We start from the raw sequence: 20,941 nt of genomic DNA, 5'->3' as shown, positions 1-20,941 counted from the left end.
CCGTCACTGGCCCAGACGCGCTTAAGCGAGCAAACCGGCCCGAAAAGGATGCGTTTGGATGGGAACAACACGGACTTAGCGCGCGAAGAGATGCTTTCCAAGGGTTTTTATCGTCGCGCCTTACTGAACCGGGCCTTCGACTTCAGGGATCGGGCCGACGCGCGGGTCCGGACCGTTGGTGACGACGCGGTCGCGATCCGCCAGATCCTTGACCACCTTGACGTCGGCGAAGCCCGCCGCCTCGAACAGGGCCTTGACCGCCGCGCCCTGATCCCAGCCGATTTCGACGGCGAAGACGCCGCCGGGACGCAGGATGCGGGCGATCTCGGGCGCCAGGTCGCGATAGGGCTGCAGCCCGTCCGGGCCGCCGTCCAGCGCCAGGTGCGGATCATGCTCGCGCACCTCGGGGTCCAGACCGGCGATGTCTGCGGTCGGGATATAGGGCGGATTGGACACCACCAGATCGAAGCTGTCGTCGGCGAAGCCCGCCGCCCAGTCGGTACGCATGAAGGTGCAGCGATTGTTCAGGTCCAGATTGGCCGCGTTCTCGCGCGCCACGGCGATGGCCTCGGTCGAGATGTCGGTGCCCACGCCGCGCGCCCCGCGCCGCTCGGCCAGCGCCGCCAGCAGGATGGCGCCCGACCCCGTGCCCAGGTCCGCCATGTCGAACGCCGCATAGGGCGGGAAGGCGCGGACGATGACGTCCACAACCGTCTCGGTGTCCGGGCGCGGGCTGAGGACGTCAGGAGTGACGTTCAGCATGATCTTCCAGAAGCCTTTGCGACCCAGAATGCGCGACACCGGCTCGCGGCGCAGGCGACGATCCACCATGGCGTCCAGCGCCAGGGTTTGCTCAGGCGTGAGCGCGCGGTAGGGATCGTTCAGGATGTCGACACGGCCCGCGCCGGTCGCCGCCTCCAGCATCAGGCGGGCGTCGATGGAGGGGCTGTCGATCCCGGCGGCCTTCAGGCGCGCCTGGGCGCCTTTCCAGGCGGTCAGCAGGGTCGGTTGAGTGTTTTGATCGGACATTCCGGGTGATTGGGGTCTGTAAAGCATGATTTCAAGACGGAACGGCCTGACAGCGGAGCCGTTGAGGGGCGAATGGGGATCATGACGCCAAAACAGCGCCGCGCCCAAGGGCGCTTGTCCACTCGCCGCAAGCCGTCGGCCGCGCCAGACGGCGCCCGGCGCGGCCTGTTCAGCTATCTGGCCGCCGCGGCGGGCGGGCTGGCGACCGGCGCGACGGCGGCGCACCTGCTCTATACTCAGGGGCATCGCCTCGGCCTGGACCTGAGACGCAGGATTCCGGCCCCGGCCGACCCTGCGCCCGAGGACTATGACGCCCAGGAACCCGGCCGCGGCCGTCTGGCGCGTCACCCGCTGGATATCCCGCACAAGGGATGGGTCGATATCCTGTGGCGCACCGGAATGGGCTATTTTCGCGATCGCGTCGGCTTCATCGCGGGGGGCGTGACCTTCTTCCTGCTGCTGGCGCTGTTTCCGACGCTGGGTGCCTTCGTCACCATCTACGGCCTGTTCGCCGATCCGGCCGACGCCTGGGGGCAACTCAGCTTCCTCTATGAGGTGCTGCCGTCCAACGTGGCTCAGTTCCTTGGAACCGAGATGACGCGGCTGGCGGGCAATTCCACCGGCCAGTTGACCTTCACCCTGGTCTGGACGCTGCTGCTGTCCCTGTGGGCGGCCAATGGGGGGATCAAGACCCTCTTCTACGGGCTGAACCTGGCCTATCATGAGGTCGAGCGGCGCAATATCGTCGTCTACAATCTGGTCTGCATGGGCTTCACCATATCCGCCTTGCTGGCCGTTCTGCTGAGTTCGGCGCTGGTCGTCGGCGTGCCCGTGGTGCTGGCGGTGTTCGGTCTGCAGGACGAGTGGGCGCATCTGGCGCCGCTGCGCTGGCCCCTGTTGTTCTTCGGCTATGTCGGCGCACTGGCCCTGATCTATCGGCTGGGCCCGAGCCGGGCGCGGGCGCGCTGGCGCTGGCTGACGCCGGGGGCGGTGTTCGCGGCCAGCGTCAGCCTGCTGATCTCCTTCCTGTTCAGCTGGTTTCTGACCACCTTCGTGCGCACCGATTCCTATGGTCCGCTGGCGGCGGCGATGGGCTTCCTGCTGTGGACGTGGATTTCGCTGCAGGTGATTCTGATGGGCGCCCGACTGAACGCCGAGATCGAGCATCAGACCGCGCTGGACACCACCGTCGGCGCCCCGCTGCCGATCGGCCAACGCGGCGCCGTCATGGCCGATTCGGTCGGCGCCCGGCGCGGCAATCCCGCCGCCCTGGCCGTCACGATGAAATACGCCGGAGCGCTGGGCGACCGCGTGATGGGGCGGCGTTCAGGCCGTTAAGGGCTCGAAACGCCCCTCAGGCCGGGCGGCGCGCGCGCAGGGCCTGAATGATGGTGCCGTCGTCCAGCCAGTCCAGCTCGCCGCCGACGGGCACGCCGCGCGCCAGCGAGGTGACCTGCACCCCCGCCGCCGACAGGCGCTCGGCCAGATAGTGGGCGGTCGTCTGGCCGTCGACGGTGGCAGGCAGGGCCAGGACGACCTCCCTCGCCTCTCCGCCCCCCATCTCGCCGCCTTTGACCCGGCCGATCAGTTCAGCGATGCGAAGTTGTTCAGGGCCGACGCCATCCAGCGCCGACAGCAGGCCGCCCAGCACGTGATACTTGCCGCGAAAAGCGCCGGAACGTTCCATAGCCCACAGGGCGCCCGCCTCTTCGACCACGCAGATCAGGGTGTTGTCACGCACCTGGTCCGAACAGACGGAGCAGGGATCGCGCGTATCGGGCGAGCCGCAGACCGAGCAGTTGACGACCTTGTCCGCCGTCTCGGCCAACGAAGCCGCCAGCGGGACCAGCAGTTGCTCGCGCCGTTTCAACAGGGCCAGAGCCGCGCGCCGGGCCGAGCGCGGGCCCATGCCCGGCAGCTTGGCCAGCAGGCTGATGAGCCGTTCGATTTCCGGCCCGGCGGAGGCGGCCATCAGAAGAGTTTCGGCATTCCGGGGATGTTCATCCCGGCCATCGGCCCGGCGGCCTCGCGCATCAGGGCGTTGTTGACCTCGTCCAGCTTGCGCTTGGCGTCGGCGTGGGCGGCGACGATCAGGTCGGCCAGGATCTCGCCCTCGCCGGGGGCCATCAGGCTGTCGTCGATCTTCACCGAGGTGATCTCGCCGGGGCCTTTCAGGGCGATGGTCACAAGGCCGCCGCCCGAGGTGCCCTCGGCGGTGGATTCGGCCATTTTCGCCTGGGCGTCCTGCAGTTTCTGCTGCATCGCCTGGGCCTGTTGCATCAGGGCGTTGAGGTCTTTCATAGCCCCTAGATAGGGCGAAGCGCCGCCCGGCTCCAGACCCCGGCGAAGAAAGCTCTGCCTACCGGCCCGCGCAAAATCGTCACAAGAAAAGTGGCGGAACCTCTTGACGGCGCCGCAACGCAAACCTAATTAGCCACACTTGAAGTTACTAATCAGTTTCTGGAGAAGCCCTGATGGCTTTCGACACCCTTCCCGCCCGCGACATGCCGGTCTCCGATCCGGTGCTGGCCCAATTATTCACCGAGGCGCGCACGCGCAACGGCTGGAGCGACCGGCCCGTGTCCGAAGACCTGATCCGCAAGCTGTATGATCTGACCAAGTTCGGCCCGACGGCGGTCAACATGACCCCGGCGCGGTTCGTCTTCGTCACCTCGCCCGAGGCCAAGGCCCGGCTGTCGACGCACATGGCCGAAGGCAACCGCGCCAAGACCCTGGCCGCGCCGGTCAACCTGATCATCGCCCAGGACATCGACTTCCACGAGACCCTGCCCAAGCTGTTCCCGCACGCGCCGGGCGCCCGCGACTGGTTCCCGGAAGAGGCGGGCCGCCGCGAGGCCGCCTTCCGCAACGCCTCGCTGCAGGGCGGCTATCTGACCATCGCCGCGCGCGCCCTGGGTCTGGACGTGGGTCCGATGTCGGGCTTCGACGCCGCAGGGGTGAAGGCCGAGTTCTTCCCCGACAGCCATGTCGAGCCGAACTTCATCATAAACCTGGGCTACGGCACGGACGAGAACCTGTTCCCCCGCTCGCCCCGCCTCGACTTCGAGGAAGCGGCCCAGATCCTGTAAGCTGGTCAGCCCTCGGGATTGCCCCGAGGGCCTAGTCCTCGCCCCGCGCCCAGGTCTCGAGCAGCCGCCGCGCGATGGCGTAGGGCGGCGGGGCGTGGATGGTCGGGTGGGTTTCGTCCAGCACGGCGCGCGCTTCGCTGCGTGTCAGCCAGGCGACGGCCTCAAGCTCGGTCTGGTCGGGGGCGGCTTCGTTGGCGGTGACCTCGGCGATCAGGCCGATCATCAGCTGGGCGGGGAAGGGCCACGGCTGGCTGGAGTGATAGGCGACATCCGACACCGTCAGCCCCGCTTCCTCCATCACCTCGCGGGCGCAGGCCTCTTCGATCGCCTCGCCCGGCTCCATGAAACCAGCCAGCGCCGACATCCGGCCTTCGGGCCAGGCGGCCTGACGGCCCAGCAGGCAGACCGGTTCGGCGCCGCCCTTATAGACCGGCAGCATGATGACCACCGGGTCGACGCGCGGGAAATGCTCGGTCCCGCAGGCGGGGCAGACGCGCTTCCAACCGCCGGACGCCTGATCCGTCGCCTTGCCGCAGGCGGCGCAGAAACCGTGACGGCGGCGCCAGTCGAACAGGCTCTTGGCCGTAGCGGCGATCCCGGCGTCGGCCTCGGGCAGGACGACCGCCGCCTCGCGCATCTCGACGAAACGACCCAGACCTCCGGCCGGTCCGCTGGTCGGGTCGATGGAGCCCTCGAACTCGGCGGCGAAGACCGGCGCGCCCTTCCACAGACCCAGAAAGACGTCGCGGTCGCGCGCCAGATCGCGCGCATGTCCCAGCGAAAGCCAGACCAGCCGCTCGGCCCCCTCATGGGTTTCGATCAGCGGGCGACCCTCCCACAGGATCATGGCCAGGGCTTCGGGATTGGCTTCCTGCTCGGCCAGCCATGCGGCGTCGTTGCGAAGGTCGCCGGAGCGGTCGAGCGGATTGCCGGAAAAGGCGTTGCGATAGGGCATGACGCTTCATAGCCTTGAGAACGCGCGCAGGGGAGGGCTTGATTCCCGCGCCATCCGCCTTCATATCCCCTCTCGGAGATCGCGGGCGAAGGCTTCGCCAACCTGGTCAGGGCCGGAAGGCAGCAGCCACAACGAATTCCCCTTCGGGTCGCGGTCTCCACCTTTCCTGATTTTTTAGTGCGCTATAGTCGATCACGCGGTGATCGACTGCTTGAGCGCGTTTATGCGCTTTTATTTGCGCGCTATCGCTCGGCTCGCGGAGCCTCGCTGCTTGAGCGCGCTCTCCTCCTGCATCTCCGTCGTGCAAGCTTCACGGAACCGAGCCGCGCCTCATTCGCTGAAAGGGCTTCATCCCTTTCAGGAGCAGGCGAATGAGCATTCTCGGCAAAATTCTCGGCGGCGTCTTCAGGAAGAAGGAGGCGACGCCCGCGGCCCCCGCGCCCGAGGCGGCGGCTCCGACTCTGGCGCCTGCGCCCACAGCCGCCGCCGTCGCGCCCCAGCCCGCGCCCGAGGTCGATGTCGCCGGCATCCTCGACTTCATGAACGAGCAGCGCGCGCAGAAGCTGAACTGGCGCACCTCCATCGTCGACCTGATGAAGCTGGTCGGCATGGAATCCTCGCTGGCCGAGCGCAAGGAGCTGGCCGACGAACTGGGCTACACCGGCGACAAGTCGGACAGCGCCAGCATGAATATCTGGCTTCACAAGCAGGTGATCCAGAAGATCCGCGACAACGGCGGCCAACTGCCCACCGATCTCTGAACCTCTCTGCGGCGCGAGGGGGTGCGCGACAGCCCCCCTTCGCGCTAAGACAGGGCCATGAGCGACGCCGATCACAGTCTCGATGGTCCTCCGTGGGAGGAAGACGCGCCCGAAGTCGAGGAGCGCGACCCCAACACCGACGACATGTTCGGCGCGCCTGCGCCTGTCGCTGCGGCCGAACCTGCACCTGAAGCGAAGGCGGAACCCGCGCCTGCGCCCGCTCCCAAGGCGTTCGAAGCGCCGCCCGCCGAGGGCGAGGCCTACACCGTCCTGGCTCGCAAATACCGGCCGCGCGCGTTCGAGGACCTGATCGGGCAGGAGGCGATGGTCCGCACCCTGACCAACGCCTTCGCCACCGGACGGATCGCCCACGCCTTCATGCTGACCGGGGTGCGGGGCGTCGGCAAGACGACGACGGCGCGCCTGCTGGCCCGTGCGCTCAACAACGAAACCGACACGATCGACAAGCCGTCCCTGGCCCTGACCCCCACAGGGCGGCACGACGCCGCCATCATGGCGGGCCAGCACATGGACGTGATGGAGATGGACGCCGCCTCGCACACCGGCGTCAACGACATCCGCGACATCCTGGAAAGCGTCCGCTACGCGCCGGTCGAGGCCCGCTATAAGGTCTATGTGCTGGACGAGGTCCACATGCTGTCGACGCAGGCGTTCAACGCCCTGCTGAAGACGCTGGAGGAGCCGCCGCCCCACGCCAAATTCATCTTCGCCACCACCGAGATCCGCAAGGTGCCGGTGACGATCCTGAGCCGGTGCCAGCGCTTTGACCTGCGCCGGGTCGAGCCGGAGATTCTGGTCGACCATCTGGGCCGCGTCGCCGAGCGCGAAGGCATGAAGATCGAGCAAGAGGCGTTGGCCCTGATCTCGCGCGCGGCCGAAGGGTCCGTACGTGACGGCCTGTCGCTGCTGGATCAGGCGCTGGTTCAGGCCGAGCGTGGCGCGGTGGTCGAGACGGCCACGGTGCGCGACATGCTGGGTCTGGCCGACCGCACCCAGACCATCGCCCTGTTCGAGCAGACGATGGCGGGCAAGACGGCCGAGGCGCTGACGACCTTCCGCACCCTATATGGCTACGGCGCCGATCCGGTGCAGGTGGCCAACGACCTGCTGGAGCACTGCCACGCGGCCTCGGTCGCCAAGATGCTGGGACCGAACGCCACCCGCCTGCCCGGCGATCAGGCGCAGAATCTGGCGGCGCTGGGCGCAGCCATTTCGGCCGGAACCCTGTCGCGGACGTGGCAGATGCTGCTGAAGGCGCTGGACGAGGTGCGGCGCGCCCCCAATCCGGCCGATGCGGTGGAGATGGCCATCGTTCGGCTGGCCTACGCCGCCGACCTGCCCGGCCCTGAAGAGGCGCTGAAGGCGATCCAGTCGGGCGGCGTCCCCGGCGGCGGCGCGGGCGGTCCTGGCGGAGGCGGCTCAGGGGGTGGAGGCGGCGGCGCCTCGGCCATGCTGGCGGCGCGGCCGATGGCGGCGCCCGCCCTGCCCGATCCACAGAGCTTCGAGGCTGTGGTCGCCCTGATCGGCGAGAAGCGCGAGATCACCCTGCAGATGGACGTGGAGCGCTACGTCCGCGTCGTCAGCTTCCGTCCGGGCGCCATCACCTATGAACCGGCCGAGGGCTCGCCCCACGATCTGGCGCGGCGTCTGGCCGGGCGGCTCAAGGAGTGGACCGGCCGCACCTGGCTGATCGCCGCCAATGGCCAGGGCGGCGGCGAGACCCTGATCGAGGTCGAGAAGAAGGCCCGCGCCGCCCGCCGCGCGGCGGTCGAGGCGGACCCCTTCGTGGTGTCGATCATGCAGGCCTTCCCCGGCGCCGAAATCAGGGAAATCGTCACCCTGGCCCCGGCTGTCGAAATGCCCGCCATCCCCGACGACAGCGAGGCGGGCGACGACGACTGATCAGACCAGCGCCCGCGCCGCCTCCAGATCAGCCGGATTGTCCACTGACAGGGGCGCCTCGTTGATCACCGAGGCCCAGATCTGCAGACCCGTCTCAAGGGCGCGCAGCTGCTCCAGCTTTTCGCGCTTTTCCAGCGGCGATTGCGGGGCGGCGCAGAAACGCTCCAGCGCCGCGCGACGATAGCCGTAGACGCCGACGTGGCGCCACACAGGGCCGTCGCCATAAAGGGTCGAGCGGGTGAAATAGAGAGCGCGGCCGCTCATCTCGCCTTCCGGCAGGGCCAGCACCGCCTTGACCACATCGGGATTGGTCCGGTCGGACACATCGGCCTCGGCCGCGACCAGGGTGGCGATGTCGCAGGCTGATTCGCGCGCCAACAGCCCGGCGCACGCCTTGGCCAGATCCGGAGAGGCGAAGGGCATGTCGCCCTGAATGTTGATGATCAGCTCATGCTCTCCCGCCGGATCGACCGCCTGCGCCGCCGCCAGGATGCGGTCCGAGCCGCTGGGCAGGTCAGGATCGGTCAGCACCGCCTCCCCGCCTGCCGCCTGAATCGCATCGACAATTTCAGCGTCTCCAGCCGCCACCGCGACGCGGAAACCGGACAGGGAAGCCTGTTCCCAGGCGCGCACGATCATCGGCTTTCCGCCGATTTCGGCCAGCGGTTTCCCGGGCAAACGGGTCGCGGCCATGCGAGCGGGTATCATTATCAGGGGCTTCATGATCGCCAGTCGCCTTGAAATCGCCCGGAAACGTCCGGGCAGGTTGCGAAGGTCGCGCTAGCGTGTAAGAGACGCCCACGCAAGAATACGCCTGAGCGCCGCTTTGCGGACGGGGGGCTCATCTAGAGACGGGATGCGACGACGCGGTATGAGCGGCGATCTGAAGTGGAACAAGATTATGGGCGCGTGCCTGGGCACCGCCTTTGCGATCCTGGTGGTCCAGCAGGTTTCGGGCTTTGTCTATCAGACCAAGCAACCCGAGAAGATGGGCTACTTCGTCGACGCGCCTGACGAATCGGCCTCCGCGGCTGAAGAAGTCCTGCCGATCGATTGGGGCACCGTTCTGCCGACTGCTGATCTGGCCGCCGGCGAATCCGCCTTTGCGCGCTGCCAGGCCTGCCACACGATTAACTCGGGCGGGCCTGACGGCATCGGTCCGAACCTGTTCGCCGTGGTCGGCGGCCCGGCCATGCACCGTGCAGGCTTCGCCTATTCGGACGCCATGGGCAAACACAAGGCCGAAGCGCCGAACTGGACCTATGACGAACTGGATCACTTCATCAACGCGCCGGGCCGCTATGTGCCGGGCACCAAGATGTCCTTCGCCGGCATCCGCGATGAGAAGACCCGCATCAACCTGATCGCCTGGCTGCGTTCGCAAGGCTCGGGCGGCTACGCCATCCCAGCGCCGGATCCCGCCCGCCAGCCGGGCGCTGCCACGGCTGAAGGCGATGCCGAAGCCCCGGCTGCTGAAGGCGCCGAAGCTGCCGATGCCCCCGCCGCCGAAGCGCCGGCCGAGGCCGCAGCCGCCGCCTGACGACGGCGACAGCCTGAAAAGACAGATGACGGAAAGGCGGCCTTCGGGTCGCCTTTCTTCGTTCTGAAGCTTCGTATCTGGAAGCGCGCCACGACGTGGCGGAGAGGTTACGCGATGAAGCCGGCGCGACCTTGCGTCCCGTCGGCCGACGCCGTCGCGCAAAGATCAGACGCGGCGGAAAATCGCGGAGGCGAAGCCGTCTGCGGTCAGGCGGGCCTCGACCTCGGCCAGAGTCTCGATGACGACGCCGCTGCGCGCGCCCGTAGAATGGATCACCTGATCGGCGTCGACCATCATGGCCGAGTGGCCGGTCCAGTCGCCCAGGGCCTGCGACAGCCACAGAACCAGATCGCCGCGACGGGCCTCATCACGCGACACGGCCCGGCCCAGTCGGGCCTGATCGTCGGCGCGGCGCGGGCCGGGCAGACCACATGCCAGAAGCGCCTGCTGCACCAGACCGGAACAATCCGTTTCACGCGAAGAGCGGGCGCCCAGGGCGTGCGGGCGGCCCAGCAACCGCTCGGCGACCGCGACCGGATCGCGCTCGAAATCGCCGACGCACTGCAGATCAGCTTCGTCCAGCCCGTCCTGAGACACATCGGCCAGCAGAGCATTCAGCGGCAGGTCGGCGTCCACCGAGGCGACACGGTGCGTCGCCAGCGGCGCGCCGGGCGCCAGAGCCTCCAGCGTCACCCAGCCGACCACGCCGTCGCGCCGCGCCCGGCCCCATGCGCGATCCTGACGACGCTCCAGAATATCGAAGACCTCGCCGAACAGCAGCTGGTCGATGCGCAGCCCGTCATCCGAGACGATGTCGGCGACCGGCAGACGGCAATGGGCGGGGTCGGTCGGGCGGTAGGCCTCGGCCCGCATCAGACCTTCCAGCGCCTGTTCGGCCAGCACCACGCGATCCCCGTCCCGAAGGATCAGGGGCGCGCCGGGCGGCAGCAGGGCCAGAACATCAGTCAAGCGGCGGTCTCTGGACGGCTTCGACAATTCGAACAGCCGACCCTAGGCGCCGATCCCGAAGGGGGCGTTAACAGCCTTGGCTATTTTGCGAATTTGTCGCTGAGATAGCGGAAGCAGGCGCGCAGGCCTTGCGCCTCGCCGCCCTCGGGCCGGCCGGGCCGGGCGCGCGGGTTCCAGGCGAAGACGTCCATGTGCGCCCAGCTGCCGGTCGTCGGCGCGAACGTCTGCAGGAACAGGGCCGCCGTCACCGACCCGGCCTGGGCCCAGGCGGCGGAATCGTTGCGCAAATCCGCGATCTCGCTGTCCAGCGAGGCGCGATAGCCCGCCCACAAAGGCATGCGCCACAGGGGGTCGCCCACGGCGCGGCCTGCGCTCAAGACACCCTCGGCCAGAGCGTCGTCATCGGTGTAGAGCGGCGGCAGCTCCGGCCCCAGCGCAATACGCGCCGCGCCGGTCAGGGTGGCGAAGTCCAGCGTCAGGTCCGGCTCGTGCTCGCCTGCCCGCGTCAGGATATCGGCCAGGATCAGACGGCCCTCGGCGTCGGTGTTGCCGATCTCTATGGTCAGGCCCTTGCGGCTGTTCAGAATATCGCCGGGCCGGAAGGCGTCGGCCGACACCGCGTTCTCGACCGCCGCGACCAGCACCACCAGCCGCACCGGCAGACCGGCCTGCATGATCAGGCGGCCCAGCGACAGCGCGTGGGCTGCGCCGCCCATGTCCTTCTTCATGTTGCGCATCCCGGCGGCGCCCTTCAGGTCCAGACCGCCGGTGTCGAACACCACCCCCTTGCCGACCAGAGCCACCAGCGGCAGATCCGCCCGATCCATATTCCAGCCGAGCTCCAGCACCCGCGGCGCCCGGTGCGGAGCGGCGGCGCGGCCGACGGCGTGGACGGCCGGATAATTGTCTTCCAGCAAGGCCTCGCCGGTCGTGACGGTCAGGCTCGCGTCCGCGCCCTCGGCGATCTCGCGCGCGATGGTTTCGAGCTGCAGCGGCCCCATGTCGGCGGCGGGGGTGTCGACCATCTCGCGCGTCAGGGCGCAGGCGGCGGCGATGTTCAGCGTCGCCGTCAGGTCGAGGCCGTCCGGCGCGACCAGACGCGCGCGACCGCGCTCCGGCCGTGCCTTGTAACGGTCGAACAGATAGCCCCCCAGCGCAAAAGCCAGAGCCGCCGAATGCGCCGCCTCGCCCTCGACGCCCTCCAGCCGCCAATCGCCCGCAGGCAGGCGCGTCGGCAGGCCGCGCGCCGTCATGGGGTCGAACGCCCCGCCTGCCCCAAACAGGGCCAACTCCGGCGCGCCGTCAGCACCCGGGACGACCAGCAGCTGGCCCGCCTTGCCGGTGAAGCCGTTGGCCTCGGCCCAAGCGGCGATACGTCCCTCCAGCGCCGCGCCCGCCTTGACGATGCGGACCGGGCGCGCGGTCTCAGAAGCGGCGATCAGCAGTTCGGACTGAGGGGACATGGAGGCGACCTTTCCGACGCTTAACGCCGATTAACCAAACCTTGACGCGTCGGCGCGACCATAAGGGCAGAACCGCCACGGACCCCTTCCATGTCGCGCAACCCCGCCCTCGCCGCAACCGTCAGCCTGACGCTTCTGGCCCTCGCCGCCCCGGCCCTGAGCCAGACCGCGCCGCGCGGGCCTGCCGACGCCGCGACGCGCGCGGGCTATGACCGGTCCGACGCCCTCAGCCGCTCGGTCTTCTGGACCCGGGAGCAGCAGCTCAATCCGATGGACCCGGTCGCCGGGGTCAAGCTGGCGCAGGCCCTGCGCGAACTGGGCCAGTTCGATCAGGCGGCCGAGACGGCGCAGGGCGTGCTGGTCGCCCAGCCCGCCAATGTCGAGGCCATGCTGGAGGTCGGACGCGCCCACATCGCGCGCGGTCAGGCCTTCTACGGCATAGCGGCGCTGGAGCAGGCCAAGGCGGCGGCGCCGCGCGACTGGCGCCCCCTGTCGCTGCTGGGCGTGGCCTATCAGCAGGTGCGCCGCCCAGACGACGCCCGCGCTGCATGGAACGAGGCCCTGCGCCTGTCGCCCGACAACGCCGACGTCCTGACCAACGCCGCCATCGCCCGCATCGGCGAGGGCGACGCGCCCTCCGCCGAAATCCTGCTGCGCCGCGCGGCGGCCCAGCCGGGCGCCGGGCTGCAGGTGCGCCAGAACCTGGCCCTGGCGCTGGGCCTGCAGGGCAAGACCGCCGAGGCCGAGGCCATCCTGCGCCGCGACCTGCCGCCCGAGGCCGCCGACCAGAACCTGCGCTGGCTGGCCGAACGGATGCAGCCGGGGCAGCCGCCCTCTCCTGCCGTCGCCCCCGCCCTCACTGAAGCATCGCCGACCGCGCGGACGTGGTCGTCGTTGCAGGGCGGATGAAAGAAGCGTGCGACTTCTCCCTCCCCGTCCCGGGGAGGGTGGTCGGAGCGAAGCGGAGACCGGGTGGGGAGGGCTTGGTGACCCTAACCTCAACGTGATCCCGGCCTCAGTGTCTGAATAGCCTTGCCGCCCCCACCCGTCTTCGGCCTACGGCCTCAGCCACCCTCCCCGGGACGGGGAGGGAGAGGCGTCGGCGCTCTTCACCTTCCGCCCGTGAAGGCCTATCTTCATCCCGTGATCGACGACCTCTACAGCGCGCGCATCCTGTCGCTGGCGGCCAACCTGCCGCATAGCGGGCGCCTGCCTGCGCCCGAAGGCTCGGCCGAGCGGGTCGCCAAGCTGTGCGGGTCCAAGGCCATCGTCGATGTGACGCTGGACGCCGATGGCCGCGTCAGCGGCTTCGCCCAGACGGTCAAGGCCTGCGCCCTGGGTCAGGCGGCGGCGGGCGTGGTCGGCGAAAACGTCCTCGGCGCTTCGGTTCAGGAGATCGAGGCCGCGCGCGACGCCCTGTCGGCCATGCTGAAATCCGGCGGCGAAGGCCCTGAGGGCCGCTTCGAAGCCCTGCGCGTGCTGAAGCAGGTCGCCGACTATCCCGCCCGCCACGCCTCGACCATGGTGGCGCTGGAAGCGACGCTGGACGCCGTCAAGCAGGCCCAAGAGAATCGGGCATTGGAAAAACACCAAAGCGATACGCGAACTCGCCTCGCCGGCGCGGCCTGAGCGGCGCGTCGGTTGATCCCCCTGCTGTGAAGAGGGATAAGCGCGACGAACCCGAAACAGAGCCCCCGGCGAAGGGACAGATGTCTCTCTACGAACGCAGCGTCCGCGCGGCCCATCGGGGCTATAAGCTGACGCTGTCCCCCCTGATCGGCCAGCAGTGCCGGTTCATGCCGACCTGTTCGGATTACGGGCGCGACGCCCTGATCCGACACGGTCCGGTCAAAGGGGGATGGCTCACCGTGCGGCGCCTCTGTAAATGCCATCCCTTCGGCGGTTCGGGCTATGATCCCGTTCCGCCCGCCAAGACCGAAAAAGAACGACCGTCATGATCGAACTGAAATTCCCCGACGGCGCCGTGCGTCAGTATCCGGCCGGCTCGACGGGCCGCGATGTGGCCGCCGCCATCTCGCCCTCGCTGGCCAAGAAGGCGGCCCTGGTCGTCTGGAACGGCGAGCAGCGTGACCTGGACCGCGTCATCGACGGGAACGGCGACTTCCGCCTGCTGATGCGCGACGATCCCGAGGCGCTGGAGACCATCCGCCACGACGCCGCCCACGTGCTGGCCCAGGCGGTGCAGGAACTGTTCCCCGGCACGCAGGTGACGATCGGCCCGGCCATCGAGGACGGCTTCTATTACGACTTCGCGCGCGACGAGCCCTTCTCGACCGACGACTTCCCGAAGATCGAGAAGAAGATGGCCGAGATCGTCGACCGGGGCGCCCCGCTGGAGCGTCAGGTCTGGAACCGCGACGACGCCATCGCCCACTTCGAGACGCTCGGCGAAACCTATAAGGCCGAACTGATCCGCGACCTGCCCGAGACGGAAACGATCACCGTCTACAAACAGGGCGAATGGGCCGACCTGTGCCGCGGGCCGCACTTCCCGACGACCAGGTTCGTGGGCAAGGCCTTCAAGCTGACCAAGCTGGCGGGCGCCTATTGGCGCGGCGATTCCAACCGCGCCCAGCTGCAGCGCATCTACGGCACGGCCTGGGCGAGCAAGGAAGACCTGGACGCCTATCTGCTGCGCATCGAAGAGGCCGAGAAGCGCGACCACCGCAAGCTGGGCCGCGGCATGGAGCTCTTCCACATGCAGGAAGAGGGCCGGGGCATGGTCTTCTGGCACCCCAAGGGCTGGGTGCTGTGGCGCGTGCTGGAGGCCTATATGCGCCGCCGTCTGGACGCCGCCGGATATGTCGAGGTCAAGACGCCGCAGGTGCTGGACCGCAAGTTCTGGGAAGCCTCGGGCCACTGGGACAAGTACCGCGCCAATATGTTCGTCTGTGAGACGGTCGAGGGCGAGACGCTCAGCCTCAAGCCGATGAACTGCCCCGGTCACGTGCAGATCTTCGATCAGGGTCAGCGATCCTATCGCGAACTGCCGCTGCGCATGGCCGAGTTCGGCGCCTGTCACCGCTATGAACCGTCAGGCTCGCTGCACGGCCTGATGCGGGTGCGCGGCTTTACGCAGGACGACGCCCACATCTTCTGCCGCGAGGACCAGATCGTCGAGGAGACGGCCGAGTTCATCAAGCTGGCCTATTCGGTCCACGCCGACCTCGGCATGGAGACCAAATACATCAGCCTGGGCACCCGCCCCGAGCTGCGCGCCGGCACCGAGGAGTTCTGGGACAAGGCCGAGGCCCAGATGCTGGAAGCCGCCCGCGCCGCCGGAACCGAGCCGGTCGTCACCGAGGGCGACGGCGCCTTCTACGCGCCCAAGCTGGACTTCATCGTCAAGGACGCCATCGGCCGCGAATGGACCTGCGGCACGATCCAGCTGGACTATGTCCTGCCCGAGCGTCTGGATGCGACCTACATCGCCGAGGACGGCCAGAAGCACCGCCCGGTCATGCTGCACCGCGCGATCCTGGGCTCGTTCGAGCGCTTCATCGGCATCATGATCGAGAACTACGCCGGGGCCTTCCCGCTGTGGCTGGCGCCGACGCAGGCGGTGGTGGCGACCATCACCTCGGACGCCGACGGTTACGCCGAGGAAGTTCTGGCCAAGTTCCGGGCGGCGGGTCTGCGCACCGAGATCGACCTGCGCAACGAGAAGATCAACTACAAGATCCGCGAGCACTCGGTCGCCAAGGTGCCCGCCATCGCCGTGGTCGGCCGCAAGGAGGCCGAGGAAGGCAAGGTCGCCATCCGCCGCTTCGGCTCTCAGGCCCAGACCATCGTCACGGTCGAGGAAGCCATCGCCATGCTGACGGACGAGGCCCTGGCGCCGGACCTGAAGCGCATCCGCGACGGCGTGGCGTAAGACGAAGCGCGCGCCTCTCCTCCCCACAACGTGGGGAGGGGGACCGCGTAGCGGTGGAGGGGGCGACGCCAGCATTGACCGTCGAGACGCCCCCTCCGTCACGTCGCCTTCGGCGCCGCGCCACCTCCCCATTGCATGGGGAGGAGAAGGTTGTGGCGGGTCGAGTAGGCAGCGACCCAGCATCAAGCGGCCTTCTCGCCGCGCGTTCCGCGGGCCATAAGCCTGTCATGGCTACCACCCTCTACATCGACGCCGATGCCTGCCCCGTGAAGGAGGAGGTGTACCGCGTGGCGCGCCGCTGCGGCCTGAAGGTCTTCGTGGTGTCCAACGCCTGGATCAACACCCCGCGCGAGCCGCTGATCGAACAGGTCGTCGTCGACGCCGGGCCGGACGTAGCCGACGACTGGATCGCCGAGCGCGCCAAGCGCGGCGACATCATCATCACCGCCGACATTCCGCTGGCCGACCGGGTGCTGAAATCGGGCGCACAGGCGCTGAAGTCGAACGGCCAGCCGTTCACGGCGGACTCCATCGGGTCAGCTTTGGCCGGGCGGATGATCGGCGAACATCTGCGCTCCATGGGCGTGCCGACCAGCGGGCCGCCGCCCTTCTCGGTCGCCGACCGCTCGCGCTTTCTGCAGGCGCTGGACGCGGCTGTGGTGCGGGCGCGCAGAGAGGCGTCATGAGCCGCATTCCTGAAGACGAACTGGAGTTCCGCTTCTTCCGCGCGGGCGGACCGGGCGGGCAGAACGTCAACAAGGTCTCGACCGCCGTGCAGATGCGGTTCGACGTCAGGAACTCGCCCAGCCTGACCGAGCCGGTGAAGGCGCGGCTGATGAAGCTGGCGGGCAGCCGCCTGACGCTGGACGGGGTGATCGTCATCAGCGCCGTTCGCTTCCGCACGCAGGAGCGCAACAAGGCAGACGCCGTCGAACGGCTGGAGGCCATGGTGGCCGAGGCCTCGATCAAGCCGGTCTACCGCGTGCCGACCCGGCCGACGCGGGCGTCCAAGGAGCGGCGTCTACAAGCCAAGTCCAGCCGTTCGACGATCAAAAGCGGACGGGGCAAGCCGTCGCTGGATTAGCCTTCGTCCCTCGCCGTCATCCTCGGGCTTGACTCGAGGACCCAGCCATCCACGCTCGACCTTGGACAACAGGAACGCGTCCCTGCCCTCGATCCTCGGGTCAAGCCCGAGGATGACGGCGGCCATGAAGGCGCCGCCTTCAGTCCTGAGCCGGACGGAACAGCAGGGCCGCGATCTGGTCCTCGGCGTCGAAACCGATCACCCAGTCGGTGGCCTGTTTGTCGAACACCACGCGGAAGATATCGGCGCCGTTCTGTTGGCCGCGATGCTCGACGGTCTTGATCGCGCCGAACTGCTGGATCAGGGGGATCATCTCGCCCGACTTGGCGCGAACCTGGGCGGCCAGCCCTGTCGTGAAATCCGTATAGTCGATGTTCCCGCTCTGGAAGGCGGCGATGACGACGCGCAGCGCCTCTTCAGAACGGGCGATGTCCGGCGCGGTCGTCGAAACAGGCGGCCCGGCCTTCTGACGATCGGCTGGTGCTTCCGCTCCGAAACTGTCGGGCAGGGTGGCCGCAGCCTGCGCCAGAACAGGCGTCGCGACCTGAGCGGCCAGCAGGGTCGCGCCCATCAGGGCGGCGGTCAGCGAAAGGGTCTTCATGCGCAGGCTCCGAAGAAACGTCAGGCGACGATCATCGGCCAAAGCGTCAGCACCAAGGCGGCTGTCGACACACATACGGCGACGGTGACGGCGGCGACCACCCAGGGCCGCGTTCCGGCCTTGTCGATCACCAACGTCTGAGACTGCGGCGGGTTCTGCGCCAGTCGCGACAGGGCCTTGAGCGTCGCCACCGCCTCTTCCACCGTTTCCTTCACCTGAGCCGTCGGTCCCAGTTCGCGCTTGATCCAGCGTTCGACCACCGGCTTGGCCGCGTCCCACAGGTCGTGGTCGGGGTTGAGACGGCGCGCCACCCCCTCAACCGAGACCATGGTCTTCTGCAGCAGCACCAGTTCAGGGCGCAGATGCATGTCGAACAGGGCGGTGATCTCGAACAGCTGGCCCAGCAGACGACCCATCGACACCTGGCTGGCCTGACGCCCCACCACCGGCTCGCCCACGGCGCGCAGAGCCTGCGCGAAAGTGTCGACCGAATGATGCGGCGGCACGTATCCGGCCTCGAAGTGAACGCGGCTGATGCGCTCATAGTCGCGGCTGATGAAGCCCCACAGGATCTCCGCCAGATAGCGCCGCTCGGACGGCCCCAGTCGTCCGACGATGCCGAAGTCGATGGCCGTCAGTTGAGCAGGCGCATCGGCGAACAGATTGCCTTCGTGCAGGTCGGCGTGGAAGACGCCGTGATCCAGCGCCTGAACCAGAAAGGCGCGCACCACCTTGTCGGCCAGGGCGTCCTTGTCGAGGCCCGGCAGATCGACCAGCGCAGGGTCCGTCATCGGTAGCCCCGGCGCCCATTCCAGCGTCAGCACCCGCTTGCCCACCCCGTCCCAGACGACGGCGGGGGCGGTCATATAGCCGTCCTTGGCCATGACTTCGGCCAGTTCGGAGGCGGCCGCCGCCTCCAGCCGCATGTCCAGTTCCAGCTGCAGCGACTGGGCGATGATCTCGACGAAGGCGCGCGGCTCAAGCCGACGCGCAGGCTCGACGAAGCGGTCGACCAGCCTGGCGCCCAGACGCATGGCGTCCAGCCCCTGGGCCACGCGGCGCTCGACGCCGGGGCGCAGCACCTTGACCGCCACCTTGCGCCCGTCGGCCAGCCAGGCGGGGTGCGCCTGCGCCAGGGAAGCGGCGCCCATCGGCTGAGCCAGGTCGATGAACAGGCTGTCGGCCGGGCGGCCCAGCGACCGCTCGATCTCGCGCCTAGCCTCTTCCATCGGGAAGGGCGGCAGCTTGTCCTTCAGACGGCCCAGGTCCTGGGCGAACTGCAGGCCGAAGATGTCAGCGCGGGTGGCCAGCACCTGGCCCAGCTTGATGGCGACCGGCCCCAGATGCTCGAACGCCTGACCGACGCGCTGGCCCGGCCGTCCGGCGCGATATCTGCGGCTGGCGAACATCTGGACAAAACGAGCGAACGGGCGCCCCCACGCAGGCAGCAGGGGATTGGCTTCGCGCGGGATCAAGGCGTCGTGGCGCGCCAGCACCCAGCCCCAGCGCACCATGCGAAAAGCCGCGCCGACCGGATGGCGAACCGGCTGGGCCTGAGGCGTCGGCGGCGGCGCGTTGAAGGTCAACCGGCTCAGATCGCCCACCCGTGGTGGATGGCGGCGATGCCGCCCGACAGATTGGTGACGCTGACGCGGCTGAAGCCCGCCTCCTCGATCATCCGCTTGAAGGTCTGTTGGTCGGGGAAGCGGCGAATGCTCTCGACCAGATACTGATAGGAATCGCGGTCCTTGGCGACCAGCTGGCCGATGCGCGGAATGGCGTGGAAGGACCAGGCGTCATAAGCCTTCCTCAGCGCGCCGGTCGTGGGCCGCGAAAACTCCAGACAGATGAACCGCCCGCCCGGCTTCAGCGCGCGACGCGCCTCACGCAGGGCGCCGGCCACGTCCGACACATTGCGGATGCCGAAGCTGATCGAATAGGCGTCCAGACAGGCGTCCGGGAACGGCAGGTTCATGGCGTCGCCGACGCCCCAGGCCATCTCGGGCTCGCCGCCCTTGGCCACGCCGTTCAGGATCATCTCGGCGTTGTAGTCCATGACGATGACGGTGGCGTCCTCGCCGCCGCGCCGATCCTGCGCCGCGCGGGCCATCCTGGAATAGCGGCGCGCCATGTCGCCGGTGCCCCCGGCCATGTCCAGCACCACCTCGCCGGGACGGACGTTGAGCTTGGCCGCCGTCGCATCCTTCCAGATGCGGTGGACGCCCGCGCTCATCAGGTCGTTCATCAGGTCATAGTTGGACGCGACGGAATCGAACACGCCGCGAACCATCTGCACCTTTTCCTTCGCGTCCACGTCGCGGAAGCCGAAGGAGGAAGTCTTGCCGGAAGCGTTTGGGGAGGGATCGGCCTGGGTCATGGGTGCGGGTTTAACGCCTCCCGCCGCCGCCGTCATCCGGGGAAGCGTCGCATCGGACGTTGCGTCATGGCTTGTCGCATCACAAGGCGCGCGATACGCCTGAAGAAAATCCAAGGAGACGCCCATGACCGCCGCCCTCGACGTGACCGAAGTTCTGGCGGGCCTGCCCGATTGGCGCCGCGCTGACGATCCGCGCCCGGCCATCGCGCGGACGCTCCGCTTCGCCGATTTCAACGCCGCCTTCGGCTTCATGACGCGCGTCGCCCTGCTGGCGGACAAGGTCGATCACCATCCTGAGTGGTCCAATGTCTACAACCGCGTCGAGGTGCTGCTGACCACCCATGACGCGGGCGGGGTGACCGAGCGCGACGCGGCGATGGCCCGCTTCATCGACGAAGCCGTCAAGGGGCTGGTCGAGTGAGCGCCGCCCGCACCGGCCGCGTCGCGGGCAAGGCGGCCCTGATCACCGGCGCCGCCGGAGGTCTGGGTCAGGCGATGGCGCGGATGCTGGTCCGCGAGGGCGCGAAAGTCGCGCTCAGCGACCTGGACCTGAACGGCGCGCAGACGCTGGCCGAGGCGATCAACGCCGATCATCCCGGCATGGCCTTCGCCTATCAGCACGACGTCACGCGTGAGGACGACTGGGTCCGCGTGGTTGCGGCGGCGGTTCAGGATATGGGCGGGCTCAACATTCTGGTGAACAACGCCGGGATCGGCGGCGAACTTCTGTGGGCTGAGCAGGATACGCTGGAGAACTGGCGCCGGGTTCAGGCGATCAATCTGGAATCGGTCATGCTGGGCTGCAAGCACGCCATGGCGCCGCTGCGGGCGTCGGGCGCGGGGTCGATCGTCAACATCTCATCGATCGCGGGACTGGCGGCGGCGCCGGGCATGGGCGCCTATAACGCCACCAAGGCGGCGGTCTGGCTCTACACCAAGACGGTGGCGCTGGAGGCGGCCAAGGCGGGCTGGAACGTGCGCGTCAACTCGGTGCATCCGGTCTTCATCAAGACGCCGATCCTCGATCCCTTCATCGCCATGGCGGGCGGCGACGAGACGAACGCCCACGAAAAGCTGGCCCGCGGCATTCCGTTGAAGCGCATCGGCGAGCCGAATGATGTGGCCTGGTGCGTGCTGTATCTGGCCTCAGATGAATCGAAGTTCGTGACCGGCGCCGAGTTCAAGATCGACGGCGGACTGACAGCGCAGTAGAGGGCGCGGGCTATCCCGCTCATCCCGGCGGACGCCGGGATGA

The 20,941-nt window shown here is 68.4% G+C and carries 23 protein-coding genes and 1 other RNA gene; 14 read left to right on the top strand and 10 right to left on the bottom strand.

The features are described from left to right. Positions 1-120 precede the first annotated feature (120 nt). Positions 121-1,029 (bottom strand): peptide chain release factor N(5)-glutamine methyltransferase, encoded by a 909-nt coding sequence (prmC, locus tag ACORJG_RS01115; protein ID WP_427790878.1) that lies wholly within the window; start codon positions 1,027-1,029, stop codon positions 121-123. Positions 1,030-1,110: 81 nt separating this feature from the next. Between prmC and ACORJG_RS01110 the strand changes: the two genes are divergently transcribed. After that, positions 1,111-2,367, top strand: coding sequence for a YihY/virulence factor BrkB family protein (locus ACORJG_RS01110; protein WP_427790876.1), 1,257 nt, complete (start codon positions 1,111-1,113; stop codon positions 2,365-2,367). A 16-nt stretch (positions 2,368-2,383) separates the two neighbouring features. Here the strand turns inward: ACORJG_RS01110 and recR are convergent, their stop codons facing one another. Both recR and ACORJG_RS01100 read right to left on the bottom strand, forming a co-directional pair. Beyond that, entirely contained in the window at positions 2,384-3,001 is a 618-nt protein-coding gene (gene recR, locus ACORJG_RS01105; protein ID WP_427790874.1) for a recombination mediator RecR, read from the bottom strand. After that, positions 3,001-3,330, bottom strand: a complete 330-nt coding sequence (locus tag ACORJG_RS01100; RefSeq protein ID WP_024355094.1) for a YbaB/EbfC family nucleoid-associated protein — start codon at positions 3,328-3,330, stop codon at positions 3,001-3,003. Before ACORJG_RS01100 ends, recR begins: the two co-directional genes overlap by 1 nt. A gap of 203 nt (positions 3,331-3,533) precedes the next feature. Between ACORJG_RS01100 and ACORJG_RS01095 the strand changes: the two genes are divergently transcribed. Further along, positions 3,534-4,118: a malonic semialdehyde reductase gene (locus ACORJG_RS01095; RefSeq protein WP_427792932.1), complete on the top strand. Its 585-nt coding sequence runs from the start codon at positions 3,534-3,536 to the stop codon at positions 4,116-4,118. Positions 4,119-4,149: 31 nt separating this feature from the next. Here the strand turns inward: ACORJG_RS01095 and nudC are convergent, their stop codons facing one another. Further along, on the bottom strand, positions 4,150-5,073 hold the full coding sequence (gene nudC, locus ACORJG_RS01090) for an NAD(+) diphosphatase (RefSeq protein ID WP_427790872.1): 924 nt from the start codon (positions 5,071-5,073) through the stop codon (positions 4,150-4,152). A 71-nt stretch (positions 5,074-5,144) separates the two neighbouring features. Here nudC and ffs point away from each other — a divergent pair. The 3 genes from ffs (at position 5,145) to ACORJG_RS01075 (ending at position 7,757) form a co-directional block, all read left to right on the top strand. Next, positions 5,145-5,238, top strand: an RNA gene (gene ffs / locus ACORJG_RS01085) — signal recognition particle sRNA small type. Positions 5,239-5,444: 206 nt separating this feature from the next. Next, complete coding sequence (locus tag ACORJG_RS01080) at positions 5,445-5,834, top strand: DUF3597 domain-containing protein (RefSeq protein ID WP_427790870.1); 390 nt, start codon at positions 5,445-5,447, stop codon at positions 5,832-5,834. Between the two features lie 57 nt (positions 5,835-5,891). Beyond that, positions 5,892-7,757, top strand: coding sequence for a DNA polymerase III subunit gamma/tau (locus ACORJG_RS01075; protein ID WP_427790868.1), 1,866 nt, complete (start codon positions 5,892-5,894; stop codon positions 7,755-7,757). On the opposite strand, the gene ACORJG_RS01070 is transcribed toward ACORJG_RS01075, so the two are convergent. Next, entirely contained in the window at positions 7,758-8,480 is a 723-nt protein-coding gene (locus tag ACORJG_RS01070) for a 3-deoxy-manno-octulosonate cytidylyltransferase (protein ID WP_427790866.1), read from the bottom strand. It abuts the gene before it with no gap. Positions 8,481-8,628: 148 nt separating this feature from the next. On the opposite strand from ACORJG_RS01070, the gene ACORJG_RS01065 reads away from it, so the two are divergent. Further along, positions 8,629-9,297 carry a c-type cytochrome gene (locus ACORJG_RS01065; protein WP_427790864.1) on the top strand — a complete coding sequence of 223 codons (669 nt, stop codon included), beginning with the start codon at positions 8,629-8,631 and terminating at the stop codon, positions 9,295-9,297. Between the two features lie 165 nt (positions 9,298-9,462). Here the strand turns inward: ACORJG_RS01065 and ACORJG_RS01060 are convergent, their stop codons facing one another. Together ACORJG_RS01060 and ACORJG_RS01055 are read right to left on the bottom strand one after the other, a co-directional pair. Next, on the bottom strand, positions 9,463-10,266 hold the full coding sequence (locus tag ACORJG_RS01060) for a C40 family peptidase (RefSeq protein ID WP_427790862.1): 804 nt from the start codon (positions 10,264-10,266) through the stop codon (positions 9,463-9,465). 80 nt (positions 10,267-10,346) lie between these two features. Then, on the bottom strand, positions 10,347-11,729 hold the full coding sequence (locus tag ACORJG_RS01055; RefSeq protein WP_427790860.1) for a leucyl aminopeptidase family protein: 1,383 nt from the start codon (positions 11,727-11,729) through the stop codon (positions 10,347-10,349). 90 nt (positions 11,730-11,819) lie between these two features. On the opposite strand from ACORJG_RS01055, the gene ACORJG_RS01050 reads away from it, so the two are divergent. The 6 genes from ACORJG_RS01050 (at position 11,820) to arfB (ending at position 16,708) form a co-directional block, all read left to right on the top strand. Further along, the gene (locus ACORJG_RS01050) at positions 11,820-12,638 is read left to right on the top strand and encodes a tetratricopeptide repeat protein (protein ID WP_427790858.1); all 819 of its coding nucleotides are present in this window, start codon (positions 11,820-11,822) and stop codon (positions 12,636-12,638) included. A 234-nt stretch (positions 12,639-12,872) separates the two neighbouring features. After that, complete coding sequence (locus ACORJG_RS01045) at positions 12,873-13,358, top strand: iron-sulfur cluster assembly scaffold protein (protein ID WP_427790856.1); 486 nt, start codon at positions 12,873-12,875, stop codon at positions 13,356-13,358. Between the two features lie 80 nt (positions 13,359-13,438). Then, on the top strand, positions 13,439-13,687 hold the full coding sequence (gene yidD / locus ACORJG_RS01040) for a membrane protein insertion efficiency factor YidD (RefSeq protein ID WP_427790854.1): 249 nt from the start codon (positions 13,439-13,441) through the stop codon (positions 13,685-13,687). Beyond that, positions 13,684-15,624 carry a threonine--tRNA ligase gene (gene thrS, locus ACORJG_RS01035; protein ID WP_427790852.1) on the top strand — a complete coding sequence of 647 codons (1,941 nt, stop codon included), beginning with the start codon at positions 13,684-13,686 and terminating at the stop codon, positions 15,622-15,624. The genes yidD and thrS overlap by 4 nt, the downstream gene beginning before the upstream one ends. Before the next feature lie 227 nt (positions 15,625-15,851). Continuing rightward, the gene (locus ACORJG_RS01030; protein WP_427790850.1) at positions 15,852-16,310 is read left to right on the top strand and encodes a YaiI/YqxD family protein; all 459 of its coding nucleotides are present in this window, start codon (positions 15,852-15,854) and stop codon (positions 16,308-16,310) included. Continuing rightward, positions 16,307-16,708 (top strand): alternative ribosome rescue aminoacyl-tRNA hydrolase ArfB, encoded by a 402-nt coding sequence (gene arfB, locus ACORJG_RS01025; protein ID WP_427790848.1) that lies wholly within the window; start codon positions 16,307-16,309, stop codon positions 16,706-16,708. The genes ACORJG_RS01030 and arfB overlap by 4 nt, the downstream gene beginning before the upstream one ends. 139 nt (positions 16,709-16,847) lie before the next feature. Here arfB and ACORJG_RS01020 read toward each other — a convergent pair whose 3' ends face one another. From ACORJG_RS01020 to ACORJG_RS01010, 3 genes are read right to left on the bottom strand one after another with little or no spacing between them, the layout of a single operon-like run. Then, the gene (locus tag ACORJG_RS01020) at positions 16,848-17,309 is read right to left on the bottom strand and encodes a hypothetical protein (protein WP_427790846.1); all 462 of its coding nucleotides are present in this window, start codon (positions 17,307-17,309) and stop codon (positions 16,848-16,850) included. Between the two features lie 20 nt (positions 17,310-17,329). Continuing rightward, positions 17,330-18,913, bottom strand: a complete 1,584-nt coding sequence (gene ubiB, locus ACORJG_RS01015; RefSeq protein ID WP_427790844.1) for a 2-polyprenylphenol 6-hydroxylase — start codon at positions 18,911-18,913, stop codon at positions 17,330-17,332. Further along, entirely contained in the window at positions 18,901-19,686 is a 786-nt protein-coding gene (locus tag ACORJG_RS01010; protein WP_427790842.1) for a class I SAM-dependent methyltransferase, read from the bottom strand. The genes ubiB and ACORJG_RS01010 overlap by 13 nt, the downstream gene beginning before the upstream one ends. A gap of 124 nt (positions 19,687-19,810) precedes the next feature. Between ACORJG_RS01010 and ACORJG_RS01005 the strand changes: the two genes are divergently transcribed. Together ACORJG_RS01005 and ACORJG_RS01000 are read left to right on the top strand one after the other, a co-directional pair. Then, positions 19,811-20,107: a 4a-hydroxytetrahydrobiopterin dehydratase gene (locus ACORJG_RS01005; RefSeq protein WP_427790840.1), complete on the top strand. Its 297-nt coding sequence runs from the start codon at positions 19,811-19,813 to the stop codon at positions 20,105-20,107. After that, a complete protein-coding gene (locus ACORJG_RS01000) occupies positions 20,104-20,898 on the top strand; it encodes an SDR family oxidoreductase (RefSeq protein WP_427790838.1) in 795 nt (264 codons plus the stop codon). Before ACORJG_RS01005 ends, ACORJG_RS01000 begins: the two co-directional genes overlap by 4 nt. The last annotated feature ends 43 nt before the right edge of the window (positions 20,899-20,941 follow it).

The organism is Brevundimonas diminuta (genome assembly GCF_050310045.1).
GTDB classification, from domain to species: Bacteria; Pseudomonadota; Alphaproteobacteria; order Caulobacterales; family Caulobacteraceae; genus Brevundimonas; species Brevundimonas diminuta_F.
This window is presented reverse-complemented; position numbering and strand designations above follow the sequence as displayed.

Excerpts from the sequence above, each read along its gene's own strand:
- ACORJG_RS01010 (WP_427790842.1), bottom strand. The coding sequence starts at position 19,686 with ATGACCCAGGCCGATCCCTCCCCAAACGCTTCCGGCAAGACTTCCTCC.
- ACORJG_RS01030 (WP_427790850.1), top strand. The coding sequence starts at position 15,852 with ATGGCTACCACCCTCTACATCGACGCCGATGCCTGCCCCGTGAAGGAG.
- ACORJG_RS01100 (WP_024355094.1), bottom strand. The coding sequence starts at position 3,330 with ATGAAAGACCTCAACGCCCTGATGCAACAGGCCCAGGCGATGCAGCAG.
- ACORJG_RS01080 (WP_427790870.1), top strand. The coding sequence starts at position 5,445 with ATGAGCATTCTCGGCAAAATTCTCGGCGGCGTCTTCAGGAAGAAGGAG.
- ACORJG_RS01095 (WP_427792932.1), top strand. The coding sequence starts at position 3,534 with ATGCCGGTCTCCGATCCGGTGCTGGCCCAATTATTCACCGAGGCGCGC.
- arfB (WP_427790848.1), top strand. The coding sequence starts at position 16,307 with ATGAGCCGCATTCCTGAAGACGAACTGGAGTTCCGCTTCTTCCGCGCG.
- yidD (WP_427790854.1), top strand. The coding sequence starts at position 13,439 with ATGTCTCTCTACGAACGCAGCGTCCGCGCGGCCCATCGGGGCTATAAG.
- ACORJG_RS01075 (WP_427790868.1), top strand. The coding sequence starts at position 5,892 with ATGAGCGACGCCGATCACAGTCTCGATGGTCCTCCGTGGGAGGAAGAC.
- ACORJG_RS01065 (WP_427790864.1), top strand. The coding sequence starts at position 8,629 with ATGAGCGGCGATCTGAAGTGGAACAAGATTATGGGCGCGTGCCTGGGC.
- nudC (WP_427790872.1), bottom strand. The coding sequence starts at position 5,073 with ATGCCCTATCGCAACGCCTTTTCCGGCAATCCGCTCGACCGCTCCGGC.
- ACORJG_RS01020 (WP_427790846.1), bottom strand. The coding sequence starts at position 17,309 with ATGAAGACCCTTTCGCTGACCGCCGCCCTGATGGGCGCGACCCTGCTG.
- thrS (WP_427790852.1), top strand. The coding sequence starts at position 13,684 with ATGATCGAACTGAAATTCCCCGACGGCGCCGTGCGTCAGTATCCGGCC.
- ACORJG_RS01050 (WP_427790858.1), top strand. The coding sequence starts at position 11,820 with ATGTCGCGCAACCCCGCCCTCGCCGCAACCGTCAGCCTGACGCTTCTG.
- ACORJG_RS01055 (WP_427790860.1), bottom strand. The coding sequence starts at position 11,729 with ATGTCCCCTCAGTCCGAACTGCTGATCGCCGCTTCTGAGACCGCGCGC.
- recR (WP_427790874.1), bottom strand. The coding sequence starts at position 3,001 with ATGGCCGCCTCCGCCGGGCCGGAAATCGAACGGCTCATCAGCCTGCTG.
- prmC (WP_427790878.1), bottom strand. The coding sequence starts at position 1,029 with ATGTCCGATCAAAACACTCAACCGACCCTGCTGACCGCCTGGAAAGGC.
- ACORJG_RS01005 (WP_427790840.1), top strand. The coding sequence starts at position 19,811 with ATGACCGCCGCCCTCGACGTGACCGAAGTTCTGGCGGGCCTGCCCGAT.
- ACORJG_RS01070 (WP_427790866.1), bottom strand. The coding sequence starts at position 8,480 with ATGAAGCCCCTGATAATGATACCCGCTCGCATGGCCGCGACCCGTTTG.
- ACORJG_RS01110 (WP_427790876.1), top strand. The coding sequence starts at position 1,111 with ATGACGCCAAAACAGCGCCGCGCCCAAGGGCGCTTGTCCACTCGCCGC.